16 protein-coding genes are annotated in these 19,366 nt (G+C 59.9%); 5 read left to right on the plus strand and 11 right to left on the minus strand.

Annotated features, from left to right (window positions below; translation table 11 throughout):
* The first annotated feature begins 39 nt into the window (after positions 1 to 39).
* Positions 40 to 3,255, plus strand: coding sequence for an FG-GAP-like repeat-containing protein (locus PO778_RS01385; protein WP_271438350.1), 3,216 nt, complete (start codon positions 40 to 42; stop codon positions 3,253 to 3,255).
* A 32-nt stretch (positions 3,256 to 3,287) separates the two neighbouring features.
* On the opposite strand, the gene PO778_RS01390 is transcribed toward PO778_RS01385, so the two are convergent.
* The 8 genes from PO778_RS01390 to PO778_RS01425 form a co-directional block, all read right to left on the minus strand.
* Complete coding sequence (locus tag PO778_RS01390) at positions 3,288 to 4,163, minus strand: glycosyltransferase family 8 protein (protein WP_271438351.1); 876 nt, start codon at positions 4,161 to 4,163, stop codon at positions 3,288 to 3,290.
* A gap of 7 nt (positions 4,164 to 4,170) precedes the next feature.
* Positions 4,171 to 5,832, minus strand: a complete 1,662-nt coding sequence (locus PO778_RS01395) for an asparagine synthase-related protein (protein WP_271438352.1) — start codon at positions 5,830 to 5,832, stop codon at positions 4,171 to 4,173.
* Positions 5,833 to 5,892: 60 nt separating this feature from the next.
* A complete protein-coding gene (locus PO778_RS01400; RefSeq protein WP_271438353.1) occupies positions 5,893 to 6,174 on the minus strand; it encodes a PqqD family protein in 282 nt (93 codons plus the stop codon).
* Between the two features lie 43 nt (positions 6,175 to 6,217).
* Positions 6,218 to 7,102, minus strand: coding sequence for a sulfotransferase domain-containing protein (locus PO778_RS01405; protein ID WP_271438354.1), 885 nt, complete (start codon positions 7,100 to 7,102; stop codon positions 6,218 to 6,220).
* The gene (locus PO778_RS01410) at positions 7,099 to 8,028 is read right to left on the minus strand and encodes a hypothetical protein (protein WP_271438355.1); all 930 of its coding nucleotides are present in this window, start codon (positions 8,026 to 8,028) and stop codon (positions 7,099 to 7,101) included. The genes PO778_RS01405 and PO778_RS01410 overlap by 4 nt, the downstream gene beginning before the upstream one ends.
* Positions 8,015 to 8,599 (minus strand): aspartyl/asparaginyl beta-hydroxylase domain-containing protein, encoded by a 585-nt coding sequence (locus PO778_RS01415; RefSeq protein WP_271438356.1) that lies wholly within the window; start codon positions 8,597 to 8,599, stop codon positions 8,015 to 8,017. The genes PO778_RS01410 and PO778_RS01415 overlap by 14 nt, the downstream gene beginning before the upstream one ends.
* 67 nt (positions 8,600 to 8,666) lie before the next feature.
* Positions 8,667 to 9,476: a sulfotransferase gene (locus PO778_RS01420; protein ID WP_271438357.1), complete on the minus strand. Its 810-nt coding sequence runs from the start codon at positions 9,474 to 9,476 to the stop codon at positions 8,667 to 8,669.
* On the minus strand, positions 9,473 to 11,191 hold the full coding sequence (locus tag PO778_RS01425) for an ABC transporter ATP-binding protein (RefSeq protein WP_271438358.1): 1,719 nt from the start codon (positions 11,189 to 11,191) through the stop codon (positions 9,473 to 9,475). The genes PO778_RS01420 and PO778_RS01425 overlap by 4 nt, the downstream gene beginning before the upstream one ends.
* Before the next feature lie 53 nt (positions 11,192 to 11,244).
* On the opposite strand from PO778_RS01425, the gene PO778_RS01430 reads away from it, so the two are divergent.
* Positions 11,245 to 12,453 carry a nucleotidyltransferase domain-containing protein gene (locus PO778_RS01430; RefSeq protein WP_271438359.1) on the plus strand — a complete coding sequence of 403 codons (1,209 nt, stop codon included), beginning with the start codon at positions 11,245 to 11,247 and terminating at the stop codon, positions 12,451 to 12,453.
* 25 nt (positions 12,454 to 12,478) lie between these two features.
* On the opposite strand, the gene PO778_RS01435 is transcribed toward PO778_RS01430, so the two are convergent.
* A complete protein-coding gene (locus PO778_RS01435; RefSeq protein ID WP_271438360.1) occupies positions 12,479 to 12,937 on the minus strand; it encodes a lasso peptide biosynthesis B2 protein in 459 nt (152 codons plus the stop codon).
* Positions 12,938 to 13,031: 94 nt separating this feature from the next.
* On the opposite strand from PO778_RS01435, the gene PO778_RS01440 reads away from it, so the two are divergent.
* Positions 13,032 to 15,146: a protein-disulfide reductase DsbD family protein gene (locus PO778_RS01440; RefSeq protein ID WP_271438361.1), complete on the plus strand. Its 2,115-nt coding sequence runs from the start codon at positions 13,032 to 13,034 to the stop codon at positions 15,144 to 15,146.
* Here the strand turns inward: PO778_RS01440 and PO778_RS01445 are convergent.
* Complete coding sequence (locus tag PO778_RS01445) at positions 15,070 to 15,612, minus strand: hypothetical protein (RefSeq protein ID WP_271438362.1); 543 nt, start codon at positions 15,610 to 15,612, stop codon at positions 15,070 to 15,072. The two genes, PO778_RS01440 and PO778_RS01445, sit on opposite strands and share 77 nt — an antisense overlap.
* Positions 15,609 to 17,795, minus strand: a complete 2,187-nt coding sequence (gene uvrB, locus PO778_RS01450) for an excinuclease ABC subunit UvrB (protein WP_271438363.1) — start codon at positions 17,793 to 17,795, stop codon at positions 15,609 to 15,611. The genes PO778_RS01445 and uvrB overlap by 4 nt, the downstream gene beginning before the upstream one ends.
* A 107-nt stretch (positions 17,796 to 17,902) precedes the next feature.
* On the opposite strand from uvrB, the gene PO778_RS01455 reads away from it, so the two are divergent.
* Complete coding sequence (locus tag PO778_RS01455) at positions 17,903 to 18,436, plus strand: DUF3617 domain-containing protein (protein WP_160729353.1); 534 nt, start codon at positions 17,903 to 17,905, stop codon at positions 18,434 to 18,436.
* A 91-nt stretch (positions 18,437 to 18,527) separates the two neighbouring features.
* Entirely contained in the window at positions 18,528 to 19,301 is a 774-nt protein-coding gene (locus PO778_RS01460; RefSeq protein WP_271438364.1) for an esterase/lipase family protein, read from the plus strand.
* Positions 19,302 to 19,366: the final 65 nt, after the last annotated feature.

A 19,366-nucleotide genomic window follows, 5' to 3' on the forward strand; every position in this document is an offset into this window, starting at 1 on the left:
CTGCGGTGCATCACCTGCAACACGGTGAGATGGGGGCACATGAACAAAGAATTTTCCGACACCTTTCAGGTCGAGCCTGAACAGGGGGTAATCCAGAAATTGATCTCGGACCGGAGGCTGGTGCTGGCGGCACTGCTGACCGCTGCCATTGCAATATATTTCTGGACCCAGTCGCGCTATCCGGCGCTCGACCAGAAAGCGATCATGGGCGGGAATACCGACATGAGCGGTATCGCATTCGACCAGATACTGGAATTTGCGCCCAATAGCGGGATCGTCTGGGAAATCATCGTCAATTCCGCGAACTGGATGTACACAAACTGGAAGGGGATGACCTTCGGTGTGCTGTTCGCTGCCTGCGCCTTGACGCTGTTCGGCCTGATTGAACGCCGCGGGTTCGAAAATCCTTTTGCCAATGCTGCATTGGGTGCCGCGATCGGAACACCGCTGGGCGTGTGCGTCAATTGCGCGGCACCGATTGCGCGGGGGTTCCACAGCGCGGGAATGCGGCTGGAAACCACGCTGAGTGCGCTGGTCGCCTCGCCGACGCTTAATGTTATCGTGGTCAGCATGACCTTTGCTCTGCTGCCGCTGCACGTGGCTGCGATTAAGCTGGGTGCCGCGATCCTGTTCGTTCTGGTGGGTGTGCCGCTGCTGACCCGTGTGCTGGGCGTATCGGGTTACCGCGAAAGCGCGCTGGAAGAAGCGCAGAACCAGCTGGATGACCGCCGCGGCTGGCTGAGCCGCAAGTTGGAAGACCTCCGTCCGTTGCCGGTGCCTGCATCCGACGTGGACAGCTGGGGCAAGGCATTTGCCTGGCTGGCCCGTACCTTCGGACGGAACCTCGCCTTCATTATCGCGGTGACGGTACCGATGATGATCCTCGCCGGCGTACTCGGCTCGATCCTGGTGACATTCTTCGACTGGAATGATTTCCGCCGCGTGGTGGCTGTCCCCAAGAGCGAGATCGGCATCTTGCTGGCGATGTGCGGCATTGCCATTTTGGCCATCGTATTGCCGGTGCCGATCGCATTCGACGTGATCCTTGCGATTATCCTGGTCAATGCCGGCTGGCCCGTTCGCTATGTCATGCCGCTGCTGTTCGCATTGGGCTGTTTCAGCATCTATTCCTACATGATCGTGGGGAGGGCGGTTTCGTGGAAGATTGCCAGCGGAATGATGGCATCACTCGCGGCGCTGGCCGTCGTGTGCGGCGTTATCGCCAATTACGTCGACAAATATGTGATCGAACAGGCGCACGAGCAGAATCTGGCCTATGTCGAAGGTTTTGCGTTCGACAGGCCAGTGGTGGCGCCGGTTGCGGCCGCGCAGACGCCCGCGGCCTTGCCCGTCACCTATTCCGCGCTAGCCAATCCGGTAACGCATAACGGCCCGGGCATTGTCTCTGCCGCAATTTCCGCACCAATGGAAAATGCAGGAAGCGCTGCCGAGACCGGCTTCAGCCGCCTGATGGGCCCTGAAATCGGGCTGGATGTGGCACCGCAACCGGTCGGGATGGACGTGCTCGAACCTTACATCATGTATTGGGGCATGGCTGCTGGCGATATCGATCAGGATGGCTGGGTCGATCTGGTCATGGCCCGCAATGCTTCGGTCGGCGGACTGCAGATGTTCTCCAATCGCGGCGGGACATTTTCCGAAGTTCCGCTCGATCTGGGGCCGGTGTCGCAGCAATTTGCCGGCACGGTGGTGTTGTCCGACCTGAATGGTGACAGCCTGCCGGACCTTTTCGTTTCCAACTTCCTGCACGACACCAATATCTTCTGGAACCGTTCCGGCAGTTTCAGCTATGAAAACCGCACGAAGCTGCCCAATGGACTGGCCGGCATGGTGGGCGCACCTGCCTTCGCCGATCTCGACGAGGACGGCGACCTCGATATCGTCGCGGCCAACTGGACGCTGGGGACAGTCGGCAACAACGCCGATCCATACCTCCTTGCATCACAGGACCGGATTTTCTGGAACGAGGGCGGTGAAACATTCGAAGCGCAGGAACTGGACGGTATTCCGGGCGAATCCCTTGCCTCGCTGGTCGTCGACCTGAATGAAGACGGCATGCTCGATATCGTGATCGGCGATGATGTCTCCACTGCCGACAAGATCTATCTTGGGCGTGGCGGCCGCAAGTTCGAACTTGCCACAAAAAGCGAGAAACTCGTTCCGTATCTGACGACCACGACGATGAGCCTCGACATGGGCGATATCGACAACGATCTTCAGCAGGAATTCTACACCGCACAGATCGCGATGCCGGTGAAGCGGATTCAGGATATTCCCTCGCTCGCCTATTGCGAAGACCGCGCGATGAATTCGGCATCGGTTGGTGACTGTTTCATGAGATTGAAGGACCAGGCCGCCGCGATGGATCTGGCCCATTCGCGCTATTCGCGCTGCTCGCAAATCACGGCCCCGGTTTACCGGGCGATGTGCGCAGCGACCAGCGCGATCCAGAGCTCGGGCTATTATTACGACACCCAGTATTGCGACAGGCTGGCGGGAATGGGCGACATTTTCGTGCGGCACTGCGAACGCGCGGCGACAGAACGTTTCCCCAACGCTGCGCGCGAGATGGAAAAACTGGATTATGTCGGCGGGATCAGGAACCGCAATGTCCTGCTCAAGCGCGGCGACACCGGCAGCTTTGAAGACACGACCGAGGCGCTGCAAGTGGAACGCCCGGGCTGGAGCTGGAATTCCCGCTTTGTCGACCTGGATCAGGACGGTTGGCAGGACATCTTCGTTGGGTCGGGCATGATCTATCACCGGAACAACGTCGCCAATGCGTATTACCGCAATGTCGGCGGCAAGACCTTCGAAAGGCAGGAAGAAGCCTTTGGTCTGGCCGACGGTATGCCGACCACAACTTACGTGCTGATCGATTACGACCGTGATGGCGACATGGATGTGATCCGGTCTTCGGTCATGAGCCAACCGATCGTGCACCGCAATGACGCGCCGGCAGGCGGGGCGCTGTGGGTGCGGCTGGAAGATGGCATCGGGAACACGGCGGGCGTCGGGGCAAAGGTTACGATCCGGCTGGAAGATGGCAGCGCGCAGATGCGTGAAATTCGCCAGAGCGGCGGCTTTGCAACCGGCATCTATCCTCAGGCGCATTTCGGATTGGGTACGGCAAAAGACGTCGCCGAAGTCGAAGTACTCTGGGCCGACGGTTCGGAGACAAAGCTGGCGGGACCATTTGCAGCCAACCGCGAACTGATCGTTCGCAGGCGATAGGATATCTCCGCACGGCTGTTAGCGTTGGGGCGCTACCTCAGGTGACGCGCGGCCAGGTAGCGGCGATAGCTATCGAACCATTGCCCGGCAGCCCAGACGAACTCTGCGCTGTGCCGGGCGGCGGCCATATGCGCGGCAAACGCCCACGGTTTGGCCGGACCGTTGAAATGCAGAACCTTCGCCTCTCTTGCGCTGACCCCTGCGGCGCCTTTCAAGGCAGATGCATGGCCCACCAGATAATTGAACTGCGCCGGGGCAATCGAAACAGACGATCCCAGCACCCTGTTGAGCACCGCCTGATCGGTGTGGTCTGATGCAATCGCCGCCCAGTTTTCAGGATCAAGTTCGCCCATCAGTGCGGCCCGGATGTCCGCAGATCGCGACGTCTTGCCGATTACCATCAGACCGGCGTTGAAGCTGGAAAACCCGGCGAATGGCATGCTGCCTGCCGTTTCTGCCAGCGTCACGGGATCGCGTCCGCTGCCCGTGATTTGCGCCCTGTCGCCGCATGCAACCAGCGAGCCGGGTATTTCGAACATTGCCGAAATGTCGGCCCTGAACAGCATGTCGCTGTCACAAAAAAGCACCGGCCCCGCCGCGTCTGTAAAGAAAGCTTCTAGCGAGTAAAATCGCCGCCGCCGGTCAGCCAGCTGATTTTGCGCTGCCACCAATTCGCCGATTGCATCGGACAGGTCCGGGCTGATGTCGGGAAAATGAATCTGCTCGAAAAATTCCGAAAATTCCTCCTTCTGCGAGTCTGAAAGATCATCCTGCAGGATATTGATCTGGCCGCTGAACCACGGATTTTTTTCCAGAAACGATTGCAGCATCACGTGTGTACCCGGCAGGTAATCGCGCGAGGTGACGGTATAGATGTGGGCGGGCAGGGCTGGCCGGGATCTTTCCATGGTCATCTCAGAACTTCAGAAACTGCAAGGCGCGTGTTTTCCAGCCTGAACTGTAGCCCGTTTCGCCGCGCCCGCTGCGAATGTCCTCTCGCAGCCGGTCTATATCCACGTAGTCCTCTCTGCCTGAAAAATCCTCGCATTCGTCCAATAGCTTGCCGCAATGCCGGATTGCTGCGTCAAGAGTTTCCTTGATCGCTTCGACCCGCGCCAGTTCGGTCTTGCTGTTGTTGTCGCGGACTAGGGCGGGCAGCTGCGGGTCAAGCACCTGGCGCATGATCCACCGGCGGCTTCCGGGACGAAGGAAGAAGTGCCCGGGCAGCGACAAGGCGAATTCCATCACCCGCCTATCGAGCAGCGGATAAGCGTAATCGATCCCGCGCTTCCGCCCAGAAATTGACCAATCCTCCATCCGAGCTGTCAGAGAGCCAAGTTCCATCAGGCCAATCATCGCCGATCGGGCATTGGTAAAATCAAGCGGTTGGTTCTGTTTGGCCGGCAGGCACTGCACAGCGCCGGCTGCCAGGTAATTTTTCCCACTTACGCGGTTTTTCCCGCTGTCCTTTCGCGGGATCGACCGCTCCCCCGCAGCGCGCTTGATCCCGCGTAGCAAGCTGATCGGACCAACACCCCCCGAAATCCGCGCAAGTTCGCCAAAACGCCTTTTTCCAAGCAGTTCCGACTGATAACCGCGGCCATTGAAAGACAGGCTTTCATCGCCGCCCCAGCCGGACAGGATCGTATCGACACCGTGCGTCTGGGCGAGGCGCTGGACGGCATCCTCGTGATACAGGTTCGATGCGTTCGGGCCGGCGCACCAGTCGGCGCGGAGCAGCTCTGTAATTCCAGCGACACTTTGCCGGGGGGCATTGATGGACAATGCCAGCGCGCGGCTTGCCGCGTCGATCCAGCGCGTTTCATCATCAACGGTGCCTGCGGAGTTTTGATACCAAGCATAGGCGCGTGGGTCAGGACCGGCATTGGCGCGTTGATGCTTCACCGCAAGCGCCGCAACGGCAGAGGAGTCGAGGCCCCCGCTAAGATGCACGGCGGGCTGGCGGTAACCATGCAGGCGGTCCGCAGCGGCCTGGTTCAAAAGGTCGGCAGCAATCGCCACCGCCTCTTCGTCGGATCCGCCGAATTCACCCGTCACTGCCGCCGGGTCCCAATACCGGCACAGGTCCGCCCCGTTTTCGGTGACAGTCAGCGTGCAGCCCGGGGCCAGCTTGCGTATCGGCTTGTAAAATGTTCGGTCCAGCGAGAAATACTGCTTGCGAGCGATCTTTATGGCCGCAAATTCCGGATCGATTTCTCCAAGCTCCGGGCTCGACTGCACGATTGGTCCGGGTGCTGCGCCGACATGAAAAACCCCGCCTGACAGCGCATAGCAAAACGGGCGGGCGCCAATGTGGTCGCGCGCGCAGAACAATGATCCAGTCCCGGCATCGGCAATCACGAACGCATAATCGCCGATCAGGTGCCGCGGGCAATCTGCGCCCCATCTGCCATAGGCGGCGAGGATGAAATCCGCAGCAGCAGTGTCTGCCGGAAGGCCGAGCGATGCGGACAGTTTCTGCCGGTCATCGATGCGCGCATCGCAGTAAAGAAGATATGGCCGATCGTTCGCCGGACCACCGCAAAGCTCCGCCAGGTTGAAAGCCCGGGCAGTCACGCACCGGCCCCGCGCGTTTGGCGGCAATAATCAGGCGAGACTATCTGCAGCAAGGCCGCGCTATGATTTCGTCTGGATCAGGCCCAGCGCATCCAGTTCACCGACGAATTCCATCGTGTCGTTCGAACACGTTTCGGCATCAACATCATACTCTGCCACCAGGCCGGCGCAGATATCTTTCACTGCAACACTTCCTTCGATCGCCTTCCAGATACGGGCGCCGGTCTCATCGAAATGGAAATATTTTCCGCTTTCGATATCCATCAACGACATACCGTCAGCGACATCGCTGAACAGCACATCTTCATTCCTCTCAACCAGTGTATCGATAGAAATCGTCATAAAGTTTTTGCCCCCTGATCCGGCATATCGGCATCCCGGCTTGCTATTGAAGTTGTTCTTTTTCCAGATCAACGGCGTAATGCAACTGTTTCATCATCGCTGCATGATCGCGCGTCACTTTCGCTATCTGATCGCGGGATAACTTGCGCTGGCCATCGCCGACCCGGCCACTGCGAAAGAATTCGCGTAGCGGGGAAGGCTTCTCTGTAAAGCCGGTTCCAGCCTCATCTTTTTGCAGCCTGTCCAACCGGCACCGGTCCACCGCGGCGGCAACGCGCGCCGGGTCTACTTCGATGCCGCAAAATCGCAGTACTTTTGAAAATGCCGCGCAGGCATCAGCTTGCAGGTCTTCGTACCGAAGCAGCATCAGCGGGATTTCGCGTTGCTCCGCCCAACTGGAAACATTTTCCGACCAGCTTGATACGATCTGCGGCACCATCATACTCGATCGGCCGGGCCACAAATCCATCGCCGCGTCTGGGTCTGCCATTCGCTGAATGATGTGGTCGAAATCGCGGCCCTCGTGATGGGCGTAAGATGGGACAACGTCGACCGGATCACGCACGATGTGAACAACCCCCGCGCTCGCTTCCGCTGGAAACAGCGACACACCCGATGCGGATTTTCGATAGGCGCTGTGCGTCTTGATGAAACAGGGCGCCGCTGCCTCGGCGGCGAGTGAGCGGAAGAAATCAGCCTGATAGGGGATTAGTTCGTCTGGGCTGCAATTCGCTGATGTGATGCCGGTATGATCGTCAATGGCCTCGCGCAGAAACGCTTCCTGTCCCCCGATCAAGGCGTTGAGATCAAACTGGTCAGGCCCTGCCAGATAGGCGGTCAGCAGGCTGCGCAGCCAGGTGTTGCCCGATTTCAGGTACGACGCGAGCCAGATGATCGTCCGGCCCTCACCGAACACCGCCCTGGTCATGCCGGAGACATCGCCTGCCGGTGCCGGCTGGCCTCCAGTTCATCCATTGCCGCAAGCACCCGGCGGGCAAGTTCGCGCGGTTCGATCCCGGTTGCAGGCCGCGCGGCCTTCAGCATCGTGACGGCATTTACCGTGCTTGCGACGTGCCCGAAAGCGAAGCGGCGCAGGTTCATTCCATCGATGAAGTTCTTGCGGAATATAAACCGGCTCAGGGTTTCGACCTGATCGGCAGGGGCAATCGGATCGATCTTCAATTGTTCGCCATTGGTGGGTGCAAGGCGGACAATCCCGCGGATTGGTTCGGGCCGGTCGTGGAAACTGCTGGCGGGAAGATAGAATTTTTCCATGTCGCTGCGCACCCGGGGCAGTCCGGTGGAGACGTGACCGAGCCTTTCCAGCGAATCCTGCCACAGCCGGATCGCGGGGAATGCCGGGACCGCGATGGGCCGGCCATTCGCGTCGATCGTGAGGCCGGTAACATCATCGGCAAGCATTGGCAGGCCCAGTTCCAGCAAACCGCCAAGCGTGGTCGACTTTCCCGCGCCGGAAGGACCCATGACCAGCACCGCGCCGCGATCTGTCAGCACGCAGCACGAATGGATCGGCAAAATCCGCCGCTGCATCAATATGGCGGCAAGACAGGTTCCGAGCAGGACGGAAACAATCTGGCTGTCATCATTGCCGGGTAGCCGGTCGTAAACCACATTGTCACCGCCGGTTACCAGCACGCGGCAAACGTCATAGAAATGGGCAAGAAACCGCCCCTCTGACGCTTCCCAATTGCGGAATTTCGTTTCGCCCCCGTCGCCGGGAGTTACCGGACCGGCGCGGAAATCGATATCGTACGCCTCACCCTCGACTTGAGGCAGGGCAGGCAATTCGATGTCCGACCTGATAGTCAGGCCGTAAGCTCTATAGAACGGCATGACGGCCCTTTGCCTGAAGGCTGGCATAAGCGCCTTCGTAAACCTCGAAAATGAAATGAATGCGGTCTTCGTTTCCGCCATTGGCGGCGCCGTGCGAAACGATGTTGTTTACTTCGTACGCGTGCCCGGCCTCCAGATGGAAATCTTCGCCGTTCACGTGAAAGGTTGCATCCGGGTTGGTGACCAGCGGCACGTGAATCTTGTGGACCCGTTCATTCGAACCTGCCCCGTCGCGGTGTGGGTCAATCCTGTGCCCGGCCAGCAATTTTGCCAGCATGGCCTTGGGGAATACGGGCTTCGTGAAACCGAACGGAGCAATCGCTGCATCCATCACCGGTTGCAACACGCGCTGCCAAGCATCCCACGACGGGTTGGCATAGGAATCTTCCGGATCACGGTTGCCGGCGATAAACCGAAACACGACGTGCTGTGTGTGATGGAACACCTCGAAGTCGTTTTCCTTGCGTGCATCTTCCGCCGACCAGGTCTGCTGGGAAACCTTTTGCGCAAGCCGGGTAAGCTGCGCGCAATCAACGGCCGCCAGGCAGCGCACATTGGCTGGTTTCTTCACTCTGGGTGGCACACGAATTTCCCTCTCAAGGATTGGCGACAGGTTCTGTTTTGCCCTCAGAACGCTATTATTCAATCAGGTCATAGTCGAAATGCGACAGGATATCCGCATTGGGACAGAAAATTTCGTTGGCCACCTTGATCTGTTCCGCAGTCAATCGGCCGATCTGTTGTTCGTTCATGTTGCGCAGCGGTTCGTCGTAAGCCTGTTTGACCGAAAGTTTCTGCGTCAGATCAATGCCGGCAAGCTCAGGTACGAGATCTGCAATTCGCGCGGCAATTTTTTCCGGTGAAGCGCATAGCTCTTCGTAGGTAAAGGCAATCGAATTGTCGCCATATGCGGCGATATTGGCCTTCTGCTGTCTCAGACAATTGACGAAATGCTGTGCGGCAATGCGCGGTAAATCGGGGCCGGCCCCGGCATCGCCTGTGCGGCGTGGGCGGCGCAATACCCCCTCCATCGCGGCATAGGGATTGCGCACCATGAACAAAAAGCTGGTGCTGGCAAAATTCGCCATCAGCTTGTCTGCGATCAGCAGGAATGGCGGCGACTTCGTCATGAACACGGGGGCCGTGTCGTTTTCAGCGCTTGCTTGTAGATACCAGGCACGCTTGGTCCGTTCCCAGTCAAATTCCGGGTGATCGCGGAAATACGCGGTGCTTTCCTCGTCAGCGTACCAGATGAGCGGCCAGGGTGAAGCTATGGTCGACGGGCCTGCATACCCAAAGGTGTGCTGCCCCTCTCTGGCCAAGCTCCAGACCGCTGGCGAGGTCCCGATCGCTTTCGACAGGAATGTCGAACCGCTGTTGTTCGGGCACAGCAGGAACACATGCTTTCGTATTGCGGCACGCCGTCGTTCGATCAGTTCGACACTCATTGCGAGACAATTCGCCCTTCTTCCAATGACAGCACCCTGTCTGCGTGGATCAATGCATCACGGCGGTGCGTGACATACAGGATCGAGAAACGATCCCTCATTGCGGACAGCCGGGTCAGGATATCATTTTCCAGCCTCGCATCGAGCGCGCTGGTCGCTTCGTCAAGGATCATCAGGCGGGGGTTACGCAGCAGTGCGCGGGCGATGCAGAGCCTTTGCCGCTCACCCCCGGAAAATGCCTGTCCCCGCTCGCCTGAGCGCGTTTCCAGCCCGCCACGCGAAGCGCGAACGAACTCTGCGGCACCGGCAAGTTCCAGTGCGTGCCATACCTGCTCGTCGGTTGGATTGTCCGCGCTCCACACCAGATTTTCGCGCAGCGGGGCGTCGAACAGAAACGGGTCCTGCGGGAGATAGGCAAGCTGCGAACGCCAGGCTCTCATTGCTGCCTCGCTGTCCACCAAAGCCCCGTCGATCTCCAGTTCACCGCTGCTTGGCAGAAGCAGGCCCGACAAAATGTCGAGCAAAGTGGTTTTACCGGCGCCCGATTTGCCGCTCAGGGCGATTATCTCACCTGGCTCGATCTTGAGAGAGACAGAGTGCAGTACAGGCCGGCTTTGCCCTTGATAGGTGAAACCGGCATCGGCCAGAGACAGACGGGCAGGGCCGCCGATCTGCGCGGCCTCAACTGGTCTTGCTGTGGGACTTTCGGCTGCTGCCAAAAGGTCGGCGTACAATCCGCGCAGGGCGCCATATGCCGGCAGGGCATTGGCAATCGCCTGTCCGGTCTGTGCAATCATCTGGATCGGGCCGACCAACCGGGCGAGCACAACCATGGTCACGGCCAGCACCGACAGGGGCGTCTGCAGTACGAAAAAACCGACCAGCAAAGCGGTCAGCACGACTACGCCTGCGGCGAATTGGAACACAAGCCGCGCGGTTATCTGCGATTTCTGGAACGCCAGTTGGTGCCCGCGAACATCGCTGACCGCACTATCGAAACGGCTCAGGAAATCTCCTTCGGCATTGTTGAGCCGGGCGAGTTTCTGGCTGGCCATGAAATCGCCGAGCACGCCGTGAATGCGGCGGCCGGAATGTGTTATGCGTTCACCAAGCAAGTTCGCTTTGCGCAGCAGAGGCAGCGTGAAAAGCAGCGCGGTGCCCATCAACACGCCGACCAGCACCAGCAGCAAAGGCGATAGCAATGCGACAATGCCCAGTTGAACCAGCACCATCGCGGCGGCAGCGCCGGCACGCAGCAATTGGTCCGTCCCGGCGGATAACCTCGCAACGTCATTGGTCACCGCGTGCTCTATATCGGTGCGGCGCAGCGCAGTGACTGTTGGCCAATCGGCCGCACCAATGGCGCGAAACAATTTGCTGCGCCACCTGTCGACATAGCCGAGGCCCAGGCTGAGCAGGCGCGTATCGCGCTGCCAGATTACGACTCCGCGGACCGCAAGGAGCATCAGGAAAGCGACAACCAGTGCAATCGCCCGCGACCATTCGCTGTCGATCCCGAATTGCGACATCCACCCGAGCAGATCGCGGGAAAGCTGTGTGTCGGCGGTGCCCGTGATGACTGCGGCGAATGGCAGAATGGCCAGCACGCCGATTCCTTCCAGCAATGCGCCCAAGGCGACCAGCAGCGCCGCGAACGGCAACTGCCTGCCTGCATCGCGCCGCAAATCGGCAAAATAGGTCAGAAATTCCCCCATACGGTGCAAAGCCTTGCCAGATGCGCCGAAAGGCAACAAGCAGGTCTGAAGATATGGGGGCAAAAGTCGACACCGTGATTGATAGGGAGCAGAGATTGCTGCTCTTCCTGCTGGCCTTCGATCCGGCAGCGTCCCCGTTTGCGCATGAATTTCGCGGCGGGACATCCAGCGTCGATTGGCACCGGTTCGAGCAACTGGTGTACCGCCACCGTGTCGCAGCGCTGGTCCATGCGGGTGCATGCAAGGTGGGCGGGATAGACATGCCGGGCGGGCTGTCGGCGCAGCTGGCAGAGGCGGTCCAAAGCAATGCCCACGTTTACATGCGGGCGGTCGCGGAAACCAGCGTAATCGCCGCGAAGTTGCGCGATGCTGGCATTGGCTTCGTCCTGCTCAAAGGGCTGGGCGTAGCGGCGAAATATTACCCGGAACCATCGCAGCGGGAAATGATCGATGTCGACCTGCTAGTGGAAAGCCAAAGGTTCGATGAGGCCGAAGCGCTCGTGGTGGGCCGCGGATTTCGGCGTTTCTATCCCGGTTTCGAAATTACCGACCGTGTGCGGCGCAGCTTCAAATCGATCCACAACGCGTTCTCATTCGCGCGCGGCGATGATGGTCTGCAAATCGACTTGCACTGGCGCATGGTCCAGAACCCGGCTTTGCTACCTTGGTTGGAAAGCGAATGGCCTTCGCTGACGCGGTGGGACAGTAGCGCCGGACGTGATCTGCCCATGCTGAAACCGGCGCCGCATTTTGTCTACATCATGGTGCATGGCGCGAAAAGCGGCTGGGCACGGCTGAAATGGCTGGTGGATATCGACCGGGTCGTGCGCGGCCTGAGCGCTGAAGAAGCGTCCGAGGTCGCACGCATTACCCGGCACCAGAATCTCGAACCCCTAGTTGCAGCATCACTTGGTCTCTCCCAGCAATTGCTGGGAACGCCCCTTCCGTCAGAATTTCAGCAGATCGTCGAAACGCAAGACGTATCGAGGCTGCACCAGCTGGAAATGCCGATGATATTCGGGCCCGAACGTGCGCGTCAGCACCGGCTTGGCGACTGGCGTCATTTTGCCGCGCGCATTCGCCATTCGTTGCTGCTGCACAAGGGCAGCGGATACCGGCTCAAGGCTTTGATGCTGGAAATCGCACGTCCGCTCGATCTGAAGGTGCTCCCGCTGCCGCCTCAGGCACTATGGACGTTGCCGATTATTTCGCCTGTGCTTGGGATTGGCCGGGCGCTTGCCAGAATGTTTTCGCGTCAGTGACAGCTTGGAAATGGGGGAGGGGCCCTCAGCCGCGTTTTTGCGAACCCAGAATGGCGTACTCGCTTTCCACGCAGTCGCCGGTGACCATGAAGTCGCCCGCCTTCAGCCAAGCGTGAAATTCCCGGTTTTCCTCGGCTGAAAATCTGGTCCCCAGCAGCAATTCGGTCGGCACGTTCCGGCGGGAAAGCATCCAGCGCGCTGTGAGCGCTTGCGGCAGGCACACGAATTCGACTGGAACATTGCGCCCGACTCGCTTGATTGTCCGGCGGACCAGTTTTGCATCGTCGCGCCTCTGGCCGCCCATCCGCGGGGCACCGCCATCGCCCGAGCGGCGTGAAACCGCGATTTCCTTGCGCCACTTGGACAGCGGCACGAAGCGCACCAGCAATCGTGCATAGGCGAGAAGCACGGCAGCTTCGAAAAATGCGAGCTTTTCGCGGAAGGGCAGCGCGGCAAAAGTGTGGAGCTTTCGGAGCAACGACATAAACGGGAAATTCTGCCTTTCTCGGCCATCATTGCGGGTTCAGCAGTTCCCTCCTAAATGGCGCAACGTGTTGCAAGCAAGGATAATGCCCGGAATGGCCGATTTCCGCCGTTTGGCGACTGGCTTTGCCGTGCTCGCGGTATTGCTGGCTGCATTGTTCGCACCTTCATCGGTCTTTGCGCAGAGCATTCCGGGCTCAAATACCAACATTCAGGCATCGCTGATTGCCGATGGTCCGGCAGTGCCAGGCGAGAGCCTGACGCTTGCGCTGCTGTTCCGGCCGAACAGCGAAGAATGGCATGGTTACTGGGAGAATCCGGGCGATGCCGGTTACGGCATGCAACTGGAATGGGACCTGCCGCCGGGATGGCAAGCGGGGCAGCCGCAATATCCGGTGCCGGAACGGTTGCTGATCAGCGGGCTGATGAACCACATCTACGAAGGCGATTATGCCGTACTTGTGCCGGTTTCGGTGCCAGAAGGTGTCCCGGCAACCGGCAGTGTGCCAATCGGCTTAAAGGCGCAGTGGCTCGCCTGCACCGATAAGATTTGCGTGCCCGAACAGGGCGCGTTGCAAGTGACGGTAGGGCTGGGCCAGGGCGGCAATCAGGACAGCCGGTTCGCGCAGTGGCGCGCCGCCATTCCGGCCATGATCGATGCTGACGCTGTCTTTCAGGTAAGCGGGCAAACACTTCGCATTGCAGTGCCAATCCCGCACTCGCTGGAGCTTGGTGAGCCGCACATATTTATCGAAGACATCAATCTGGTGAATTATGCGGCGCCGCAGGTATTCAGGCGCGCGGGAGATACTCTGGTCGCGGAGATCGCGCTGTCAGGCAATGTCGCGAAGCCTGAGAGGATTGCCGGCATCCTTTCCTTTGGCAGCGGTGAAGGCGTGCGGTTTCAGGCCGTTCCCGGGGCGGTTGCATCGGGTGGCTCGCCGGTAGGCGCAGCCCCGATCACCGGCACCGGTTTTGCCCTGCTGTTGCTGGCGGCGCTGGCTGGCGGTCTGATCCTCAACATCATGCCATGCGTTTTCCCGATATTGAGCCTGAAGGCACTGAGCCTGGCGCGGGCAGGGGGGCACGAGAAGCAGGCACGAACAGAAGCCGTCGCCTATTCCGCAGGCGTCATTCTTGCGTGCGCCGCGCTTGGCGGGGTCATGCTCGCATTGCGTGCAGCGGGCGAGCAGGTCGGGTGGGCTTTCCAGCTGCAGGAACCCGCCTTTGTGGTCGCACTGCTGGTCCTTGCGGTCGCGATCACCATGAACCTTGCCGGGCTCTTCTCGCTGCCTTCCATTCCTTTGACGCGTAGCGGGGAACCGGCCAGCGCCTTTGCCACCGGCCTGCTCGCAGCGGTGGCCGCCACGCCGTGCACCGGGCCGTTCATGGCGGCCGCGATTGGAGCTGCCTTGCTGATGCCGGCGGCGCAGGCGCTGTTGCTGTTTGCGGTGCTGGGTCTGGGGCTTGCGCTGCCATTTCTGCTGATCGGCTTTGTCCCTTCGATCCGCCGCCTGCTGCCTTCGCCGGGGCCGTGGATGGAGCGTTTTCGCAGGCTGATGGCGATCCCGATGGGGCTTACCGCGCTTGCGCTGATCTGGCTTGTCTCACGCATTGGCGGGCAAGGGTTCGCGCTTGTCACCATGATCCTGTTGTTCGGTGTATTCGCGGCACTGGCCGTAGTTGGGCGGTTGCAGCAGAGCGGGAAAATGGCATGGCCTGCCTTCGGACTGATCTCCGCGCCATTCCTGATTTTCGCCGCCTTTGCCCTTCCGGCCAGCTATGCAGAGCAGGACGGCCAAGACGCCGCCTCACTGCTCGATCCGGTCCCTTTCAGCGACAAGGCACTGGCACAGGCAAGGGCAAGCGGACGTCCGGTGTTTATCTGGTTTACCGCCGACTGGTGCCTGACGTGCAAGGTCAATGAAAGCGTGGCGATCGAACGCGAGGCAACCCGCGCCGCCTTCGCGAAATCGGATGTCATCGCGATGCGCGGTGACTGGACCCGCCGGGATCCTGAAATAACCGAGTTTCTGACCCGGCAAGGGGCAGCGGGCGTGCCGCTTTATATCTGGTACAGGCCCGGGGGCGAGGCGGCAGTCCTGCCGCAGGTGTTGACGCCCGAAACGCTGGTCATTCTTGCGGGAGAGGGGCCTGCCCCGGCATCCGGCACCGCTCGATCAACTGGCCGGGCCGCTGGCTCGGATTGAGTGCGACACTGCCCGCCCCGGGAATGGTGAGTTCTACCCTGCGGGGGCCGGTCAGCACATCCAGAGCAGGATCGTCTGCCGCCAGTTCCATCTCCCACAGCCAGAACCGGCCGTTCCATTTTGCATCGATCGGCAGCCGGGTCATATGCCCGTTGCCGATCAGGGCGATGAGAGCCTGCGCTTGCGGATCGGCGGGGGCAAACCGCGTCAGTCGGACCGTAGAGCTGCTGTTGTCTGATCGTTCACAGGCAAGCGCCAGCAGCGGAGTTTCGCCGGGTTTTCCATAAACCAGCCGCAGCGGCCGGTCGCTATCGGCCCACAGCGCGCCTTCGGTATCGGGGGATTCCAGCGGCGCGGAGGGCATATCCTGCGAAGCCCCGATCTCGACGCGCTCGACATAGTCGTCGGTCGCCGGAGGCTTGCAGGCGGCCAGCAAAACCAATGGCAGGGCAGCGATCAGTCTCATTTGCCCCACTTTTTCTGGGTTTTGCCGTAACGCGTCTTGCGCGTGCCCGGCTTGCCCTCTGTTGCCCGGCCCACGAGCGGGGCTTTCTTGTCTCCATCGGGGATGCCCAATTCGTCCGCCTCGAGCTTGCGGATTTCATCGCGCAGCCGGCCGGCCTCTTCAAACTCGAGGTCCGCTGCGGCGTTGCGCATGCGTTTCTCAAGATCCTCGATATAGGCGCGCAGATTGTGGCCCACCAGATTGTTGACCTGATCATCGCCCAGATCGACGGTGACGCGGTCCTTGCTGGCTGTGTCGGCCACGATATCCGCGATATTGCGCTTGATCGTGGTCGGGGTGATGCCGTGTTCTTCGTTATAGGCGCGCTGTTTTTCGCGGCGCCGATCGGTTTCGGCCATGGCCCGTTCCATGCTGCCCGTAATCCTGTCCGCATACAGGATCACCTTGCCATCCACGTTACGCGCGGCGCGGCCGATCGTCTGGACGAGAGAGGTCTCGCTGCGAAGGAAACCTTCCTTGTCGGCATCCAGAATACAGACCAGCCCGCATTCGGGAATGTCGAGCCCTTCGCGCAGCAGGTTGATTCCCACCAGCACGTCATACACGCCCAGCCGCAGGTCGCGGATCAGTTCGATCCTTTCCAGAGTTTCGACGTCGGAATGCATGTAGCGGACCCTGAGGCCTGCCTCATGCATGAACTCGGTCAGATCTTCGGACATGCGCTTGGTCAAGGTCGTGACCAGCGTGCGGTAGCCTTTCTCGGCGGTCTGGCGGCACTGGTCGATGCAATCCTGAACCTGGTCTTCGACCGGACGGATTTCCACTGGCGGATCGATCAGGCCGGTCGGGCGGATGATCTGTTCTGCGAAAACCCCGCCTGTTTCCTCCATCTCCCAGTTGCCGGGGGTGGCCGACACGGCAACGGTTTGCGGGCGCATTGCATCCCATTCGTTGAAGCGGAGCGGGCGGTTATCGATACAGCTTGGCAGACGGAAACCATATTGGGCCAGCGTCAGCTTGCGCCGGTGGTCGCCTTTGGACATTGCGCCGATCTGCGGCACGGTCTGATGGCTTTCGTCGACGAACAGGAGCGCGTTTTCGGGCAGATATTCGAACAGGGTTGGTGGCGGCTCGCCTGGCAGGCGTCCGGTGAGAAAGCGCGAGTAATTCTCGATCCCGGCGCAGCTGCCCGTGGCGGCGATCATTTCCAGATCGAAATTGGTCCGTTGTTCCAGCCGCTGCGCTTCCAGCAGCAGACCTTCCTCGTTCAGTTCCTTCAGCCGTTCCTGCAGCTCGAACTTGATCGCCTCGGATGCCTGCTTCATCGTCGGGCCGGGGGTTACATAGTGCGAGTTTGCATACACCCGGACGGTGTCCAGACTTGCGCCCTTGGTCCCGGTCAGCGGGTCAAATTCGCTGATTTCCTCGATATCGTCGCCGAAAAAGCTGATCCGCCACGCCATGTCTTCATAATGGCTCGGGAAGATTTCGAGATTGTCGCCGCGCACCCGGAACGTGCCGCGGGTGAATGCGGCATCGTTGCGCTTGTATTGCAGCGCCACCAGCTTGCGGATCAGTTCGCGCTGGTCGACGCTGGTGTCTTTCTTGATATCGAAAATCATCGCCGAATAGGTTTCCACCGAACCGATGCCGTACAGGCACGAGACCGATGCCACGATGATCACGTCATCGCGTTCCAGCAGCGCACGGGTCGCCGAATGGCGCATCCGGTCGATCGCTTCGTTTACCGAGCTTTCTTTCTCGATATAGGTGTCCGACCGAGGCACGTATGCCTCTGGCTGATAATAATCGTAATAGCTGACGAAATACTCGACTGCATTGTTGGGAAAGAAGCTTTTGAATTCGCCGTAAAGCTGCGCCGCCAGAATCTTGTTCGGAGCAAGGATCAGCGCGGGGCGCTGCAATTCCTCGATGACTTTGGCCATGGTGAAGGTTTTGCCAGAGCCGGTAACGCCGAGCAGCGTCTGGGTCTTCTCGTCATCGGTCATCCCGCCAACGAGTTCCGCGATGGCGGTCGGCTGGTCACCGGCGGGCTGATAATCGGAGACCAGCTCGAATCTCTTGCCCGGCATGCTTTTTTCCGGGCGCGCAGGCTTGTGCGGGACAAAGTCACCACTGGTATCGGGTTCTTCGAGGCCGCGGCGGATTACTAATTCTGACATGGCGGAACATATGGGGGGTGCTGCGGCCTTGAGCAAGCTTGGCTTTGGCGGTGATGATTGATAGCTTGCGTGCGCGTCATCCGGCTAAAAACCTGAAGGAACCCATTATGCGTATTGCTTTTTATATCCCGCTGGCCGCGCTTGGCCTGTCTGCGTGCGGAAGCGAAGTGGAACAGCCCAAGTCCGAAGAAGAAGTGATCGCGGCAATGGAAAACCTCGCAAAGCCTGAGCCGGGGCTTTACCGGACCTCTACTGAAATGGTCGAATTCAGCATTCCCGGACTGCCTGCAGAGCAGGTCGAGCAGATGAAGCAGATGCAGGGGATGGGCTCCAACGTATCGGAGCAGTGCCTGACCGAGGCCGAAGCGAACAAAGGTTTCAAGGATATGCTCCGCGAATTGAGCAAGCCGGACGAGGGGCTGTCGTGCGATTTCACCCGGTTCGACACCAGCGGATCGAACCTGGACGCAAAAATGTCCTGCGATGGTCCGGCTGGCGCGGGGGCGGAAATCTCGCTGACCGGCTTGGTAGAAACGGACCGTTCGGACCTGATGATGGACATGGCGGTAGACGCTGGCCCGGTGGGCAAGATGAACATGAAAATGAAGACGAAATCAGAACGGATCGGGCCTTGCACCTGACGATCTGATCGGGGTTCCATTTAAGACGTGATTGCGGCCATCGTTACGGACATGTTGCATTAAGGCATTTCTGCGACAATGTTACGAAACGATGGCAATGCAAAATTCCCCCCCTTCCGCGAATGCGCGGGTTTGGACTGCGGAAGAGCTTTCTCGCAGGGTTGCGCTTGCAAGCGCAGAAAATCCGCAACCTGCAGAGCGGCCGAAACTGCGCCATCTAGCAGGTGAATTGCGGTTTCTGGCTGAACCGGCGGTTCGCCCGTTCCGCAAAATCGATATCGCGAAGGCCGAAGCGCCGCGAACTGTCATGCTGCTGCCCGGATTTGCAACGCATCCTGTTCGTATGCGGTACATGGCGCAGCAGTTGGAGCGCGCCGGGCACAAGGTGAAACGCTGGGGCCTGGGCTTCAATTTCGGCCCGACGCCGGAAAATGTCGAATATCTGGAACAGCGGCTGGACGAGATTTACCGCCGCTACGACCGGCCAGTCTATCTGGTCGGGTGGAGCCTGGGCGGATTGTTCGCCCGGGAATTGGGCCGCCGGCATCCGGAAATGATCGCGAAGGTCGTGACCATGGGGTCCCCCTTCAGCGGTAATCCGCGGGCCAACAATGCGTGGCGCATTTACCAGTTCCTGACCGGGCATTCGGTTGATAATCCGCCGGTGGAAACAGACAACGCAGCCAAACCGCCGGTAGAAACGGTTGCTTTCTGGAGCGCGAGCGACGGAATAATCAGCCCGCGCAGTGCGTGCGGCAAGCCGGGCGAGCGCGACCGGGCGGTCGCTTTGCGCTGCAACCATCTGGGCTTTTCCTACTCCCCGGAATGTATTTCCGCGGTTTTACGGGAACTTGAAGGCCGCTGAACCTTTGGTTGGTGTACGGTAAGCGCATTGCCTGTTTGGCAGACCTCTATAAGGGTAGATGCGAC

Origin of the sequence: Pontixanthobacter luteolus (assembly GCF_947494915.1) — a bacterium.
GTDB classification, from domain to species: Bacteria; Pseudomonadota; Alphaproteobacteria; order Sphingomonadales; family Sphingomonadaceae; genus Pontixanthobacter; species Pontixanthobacter luteolus.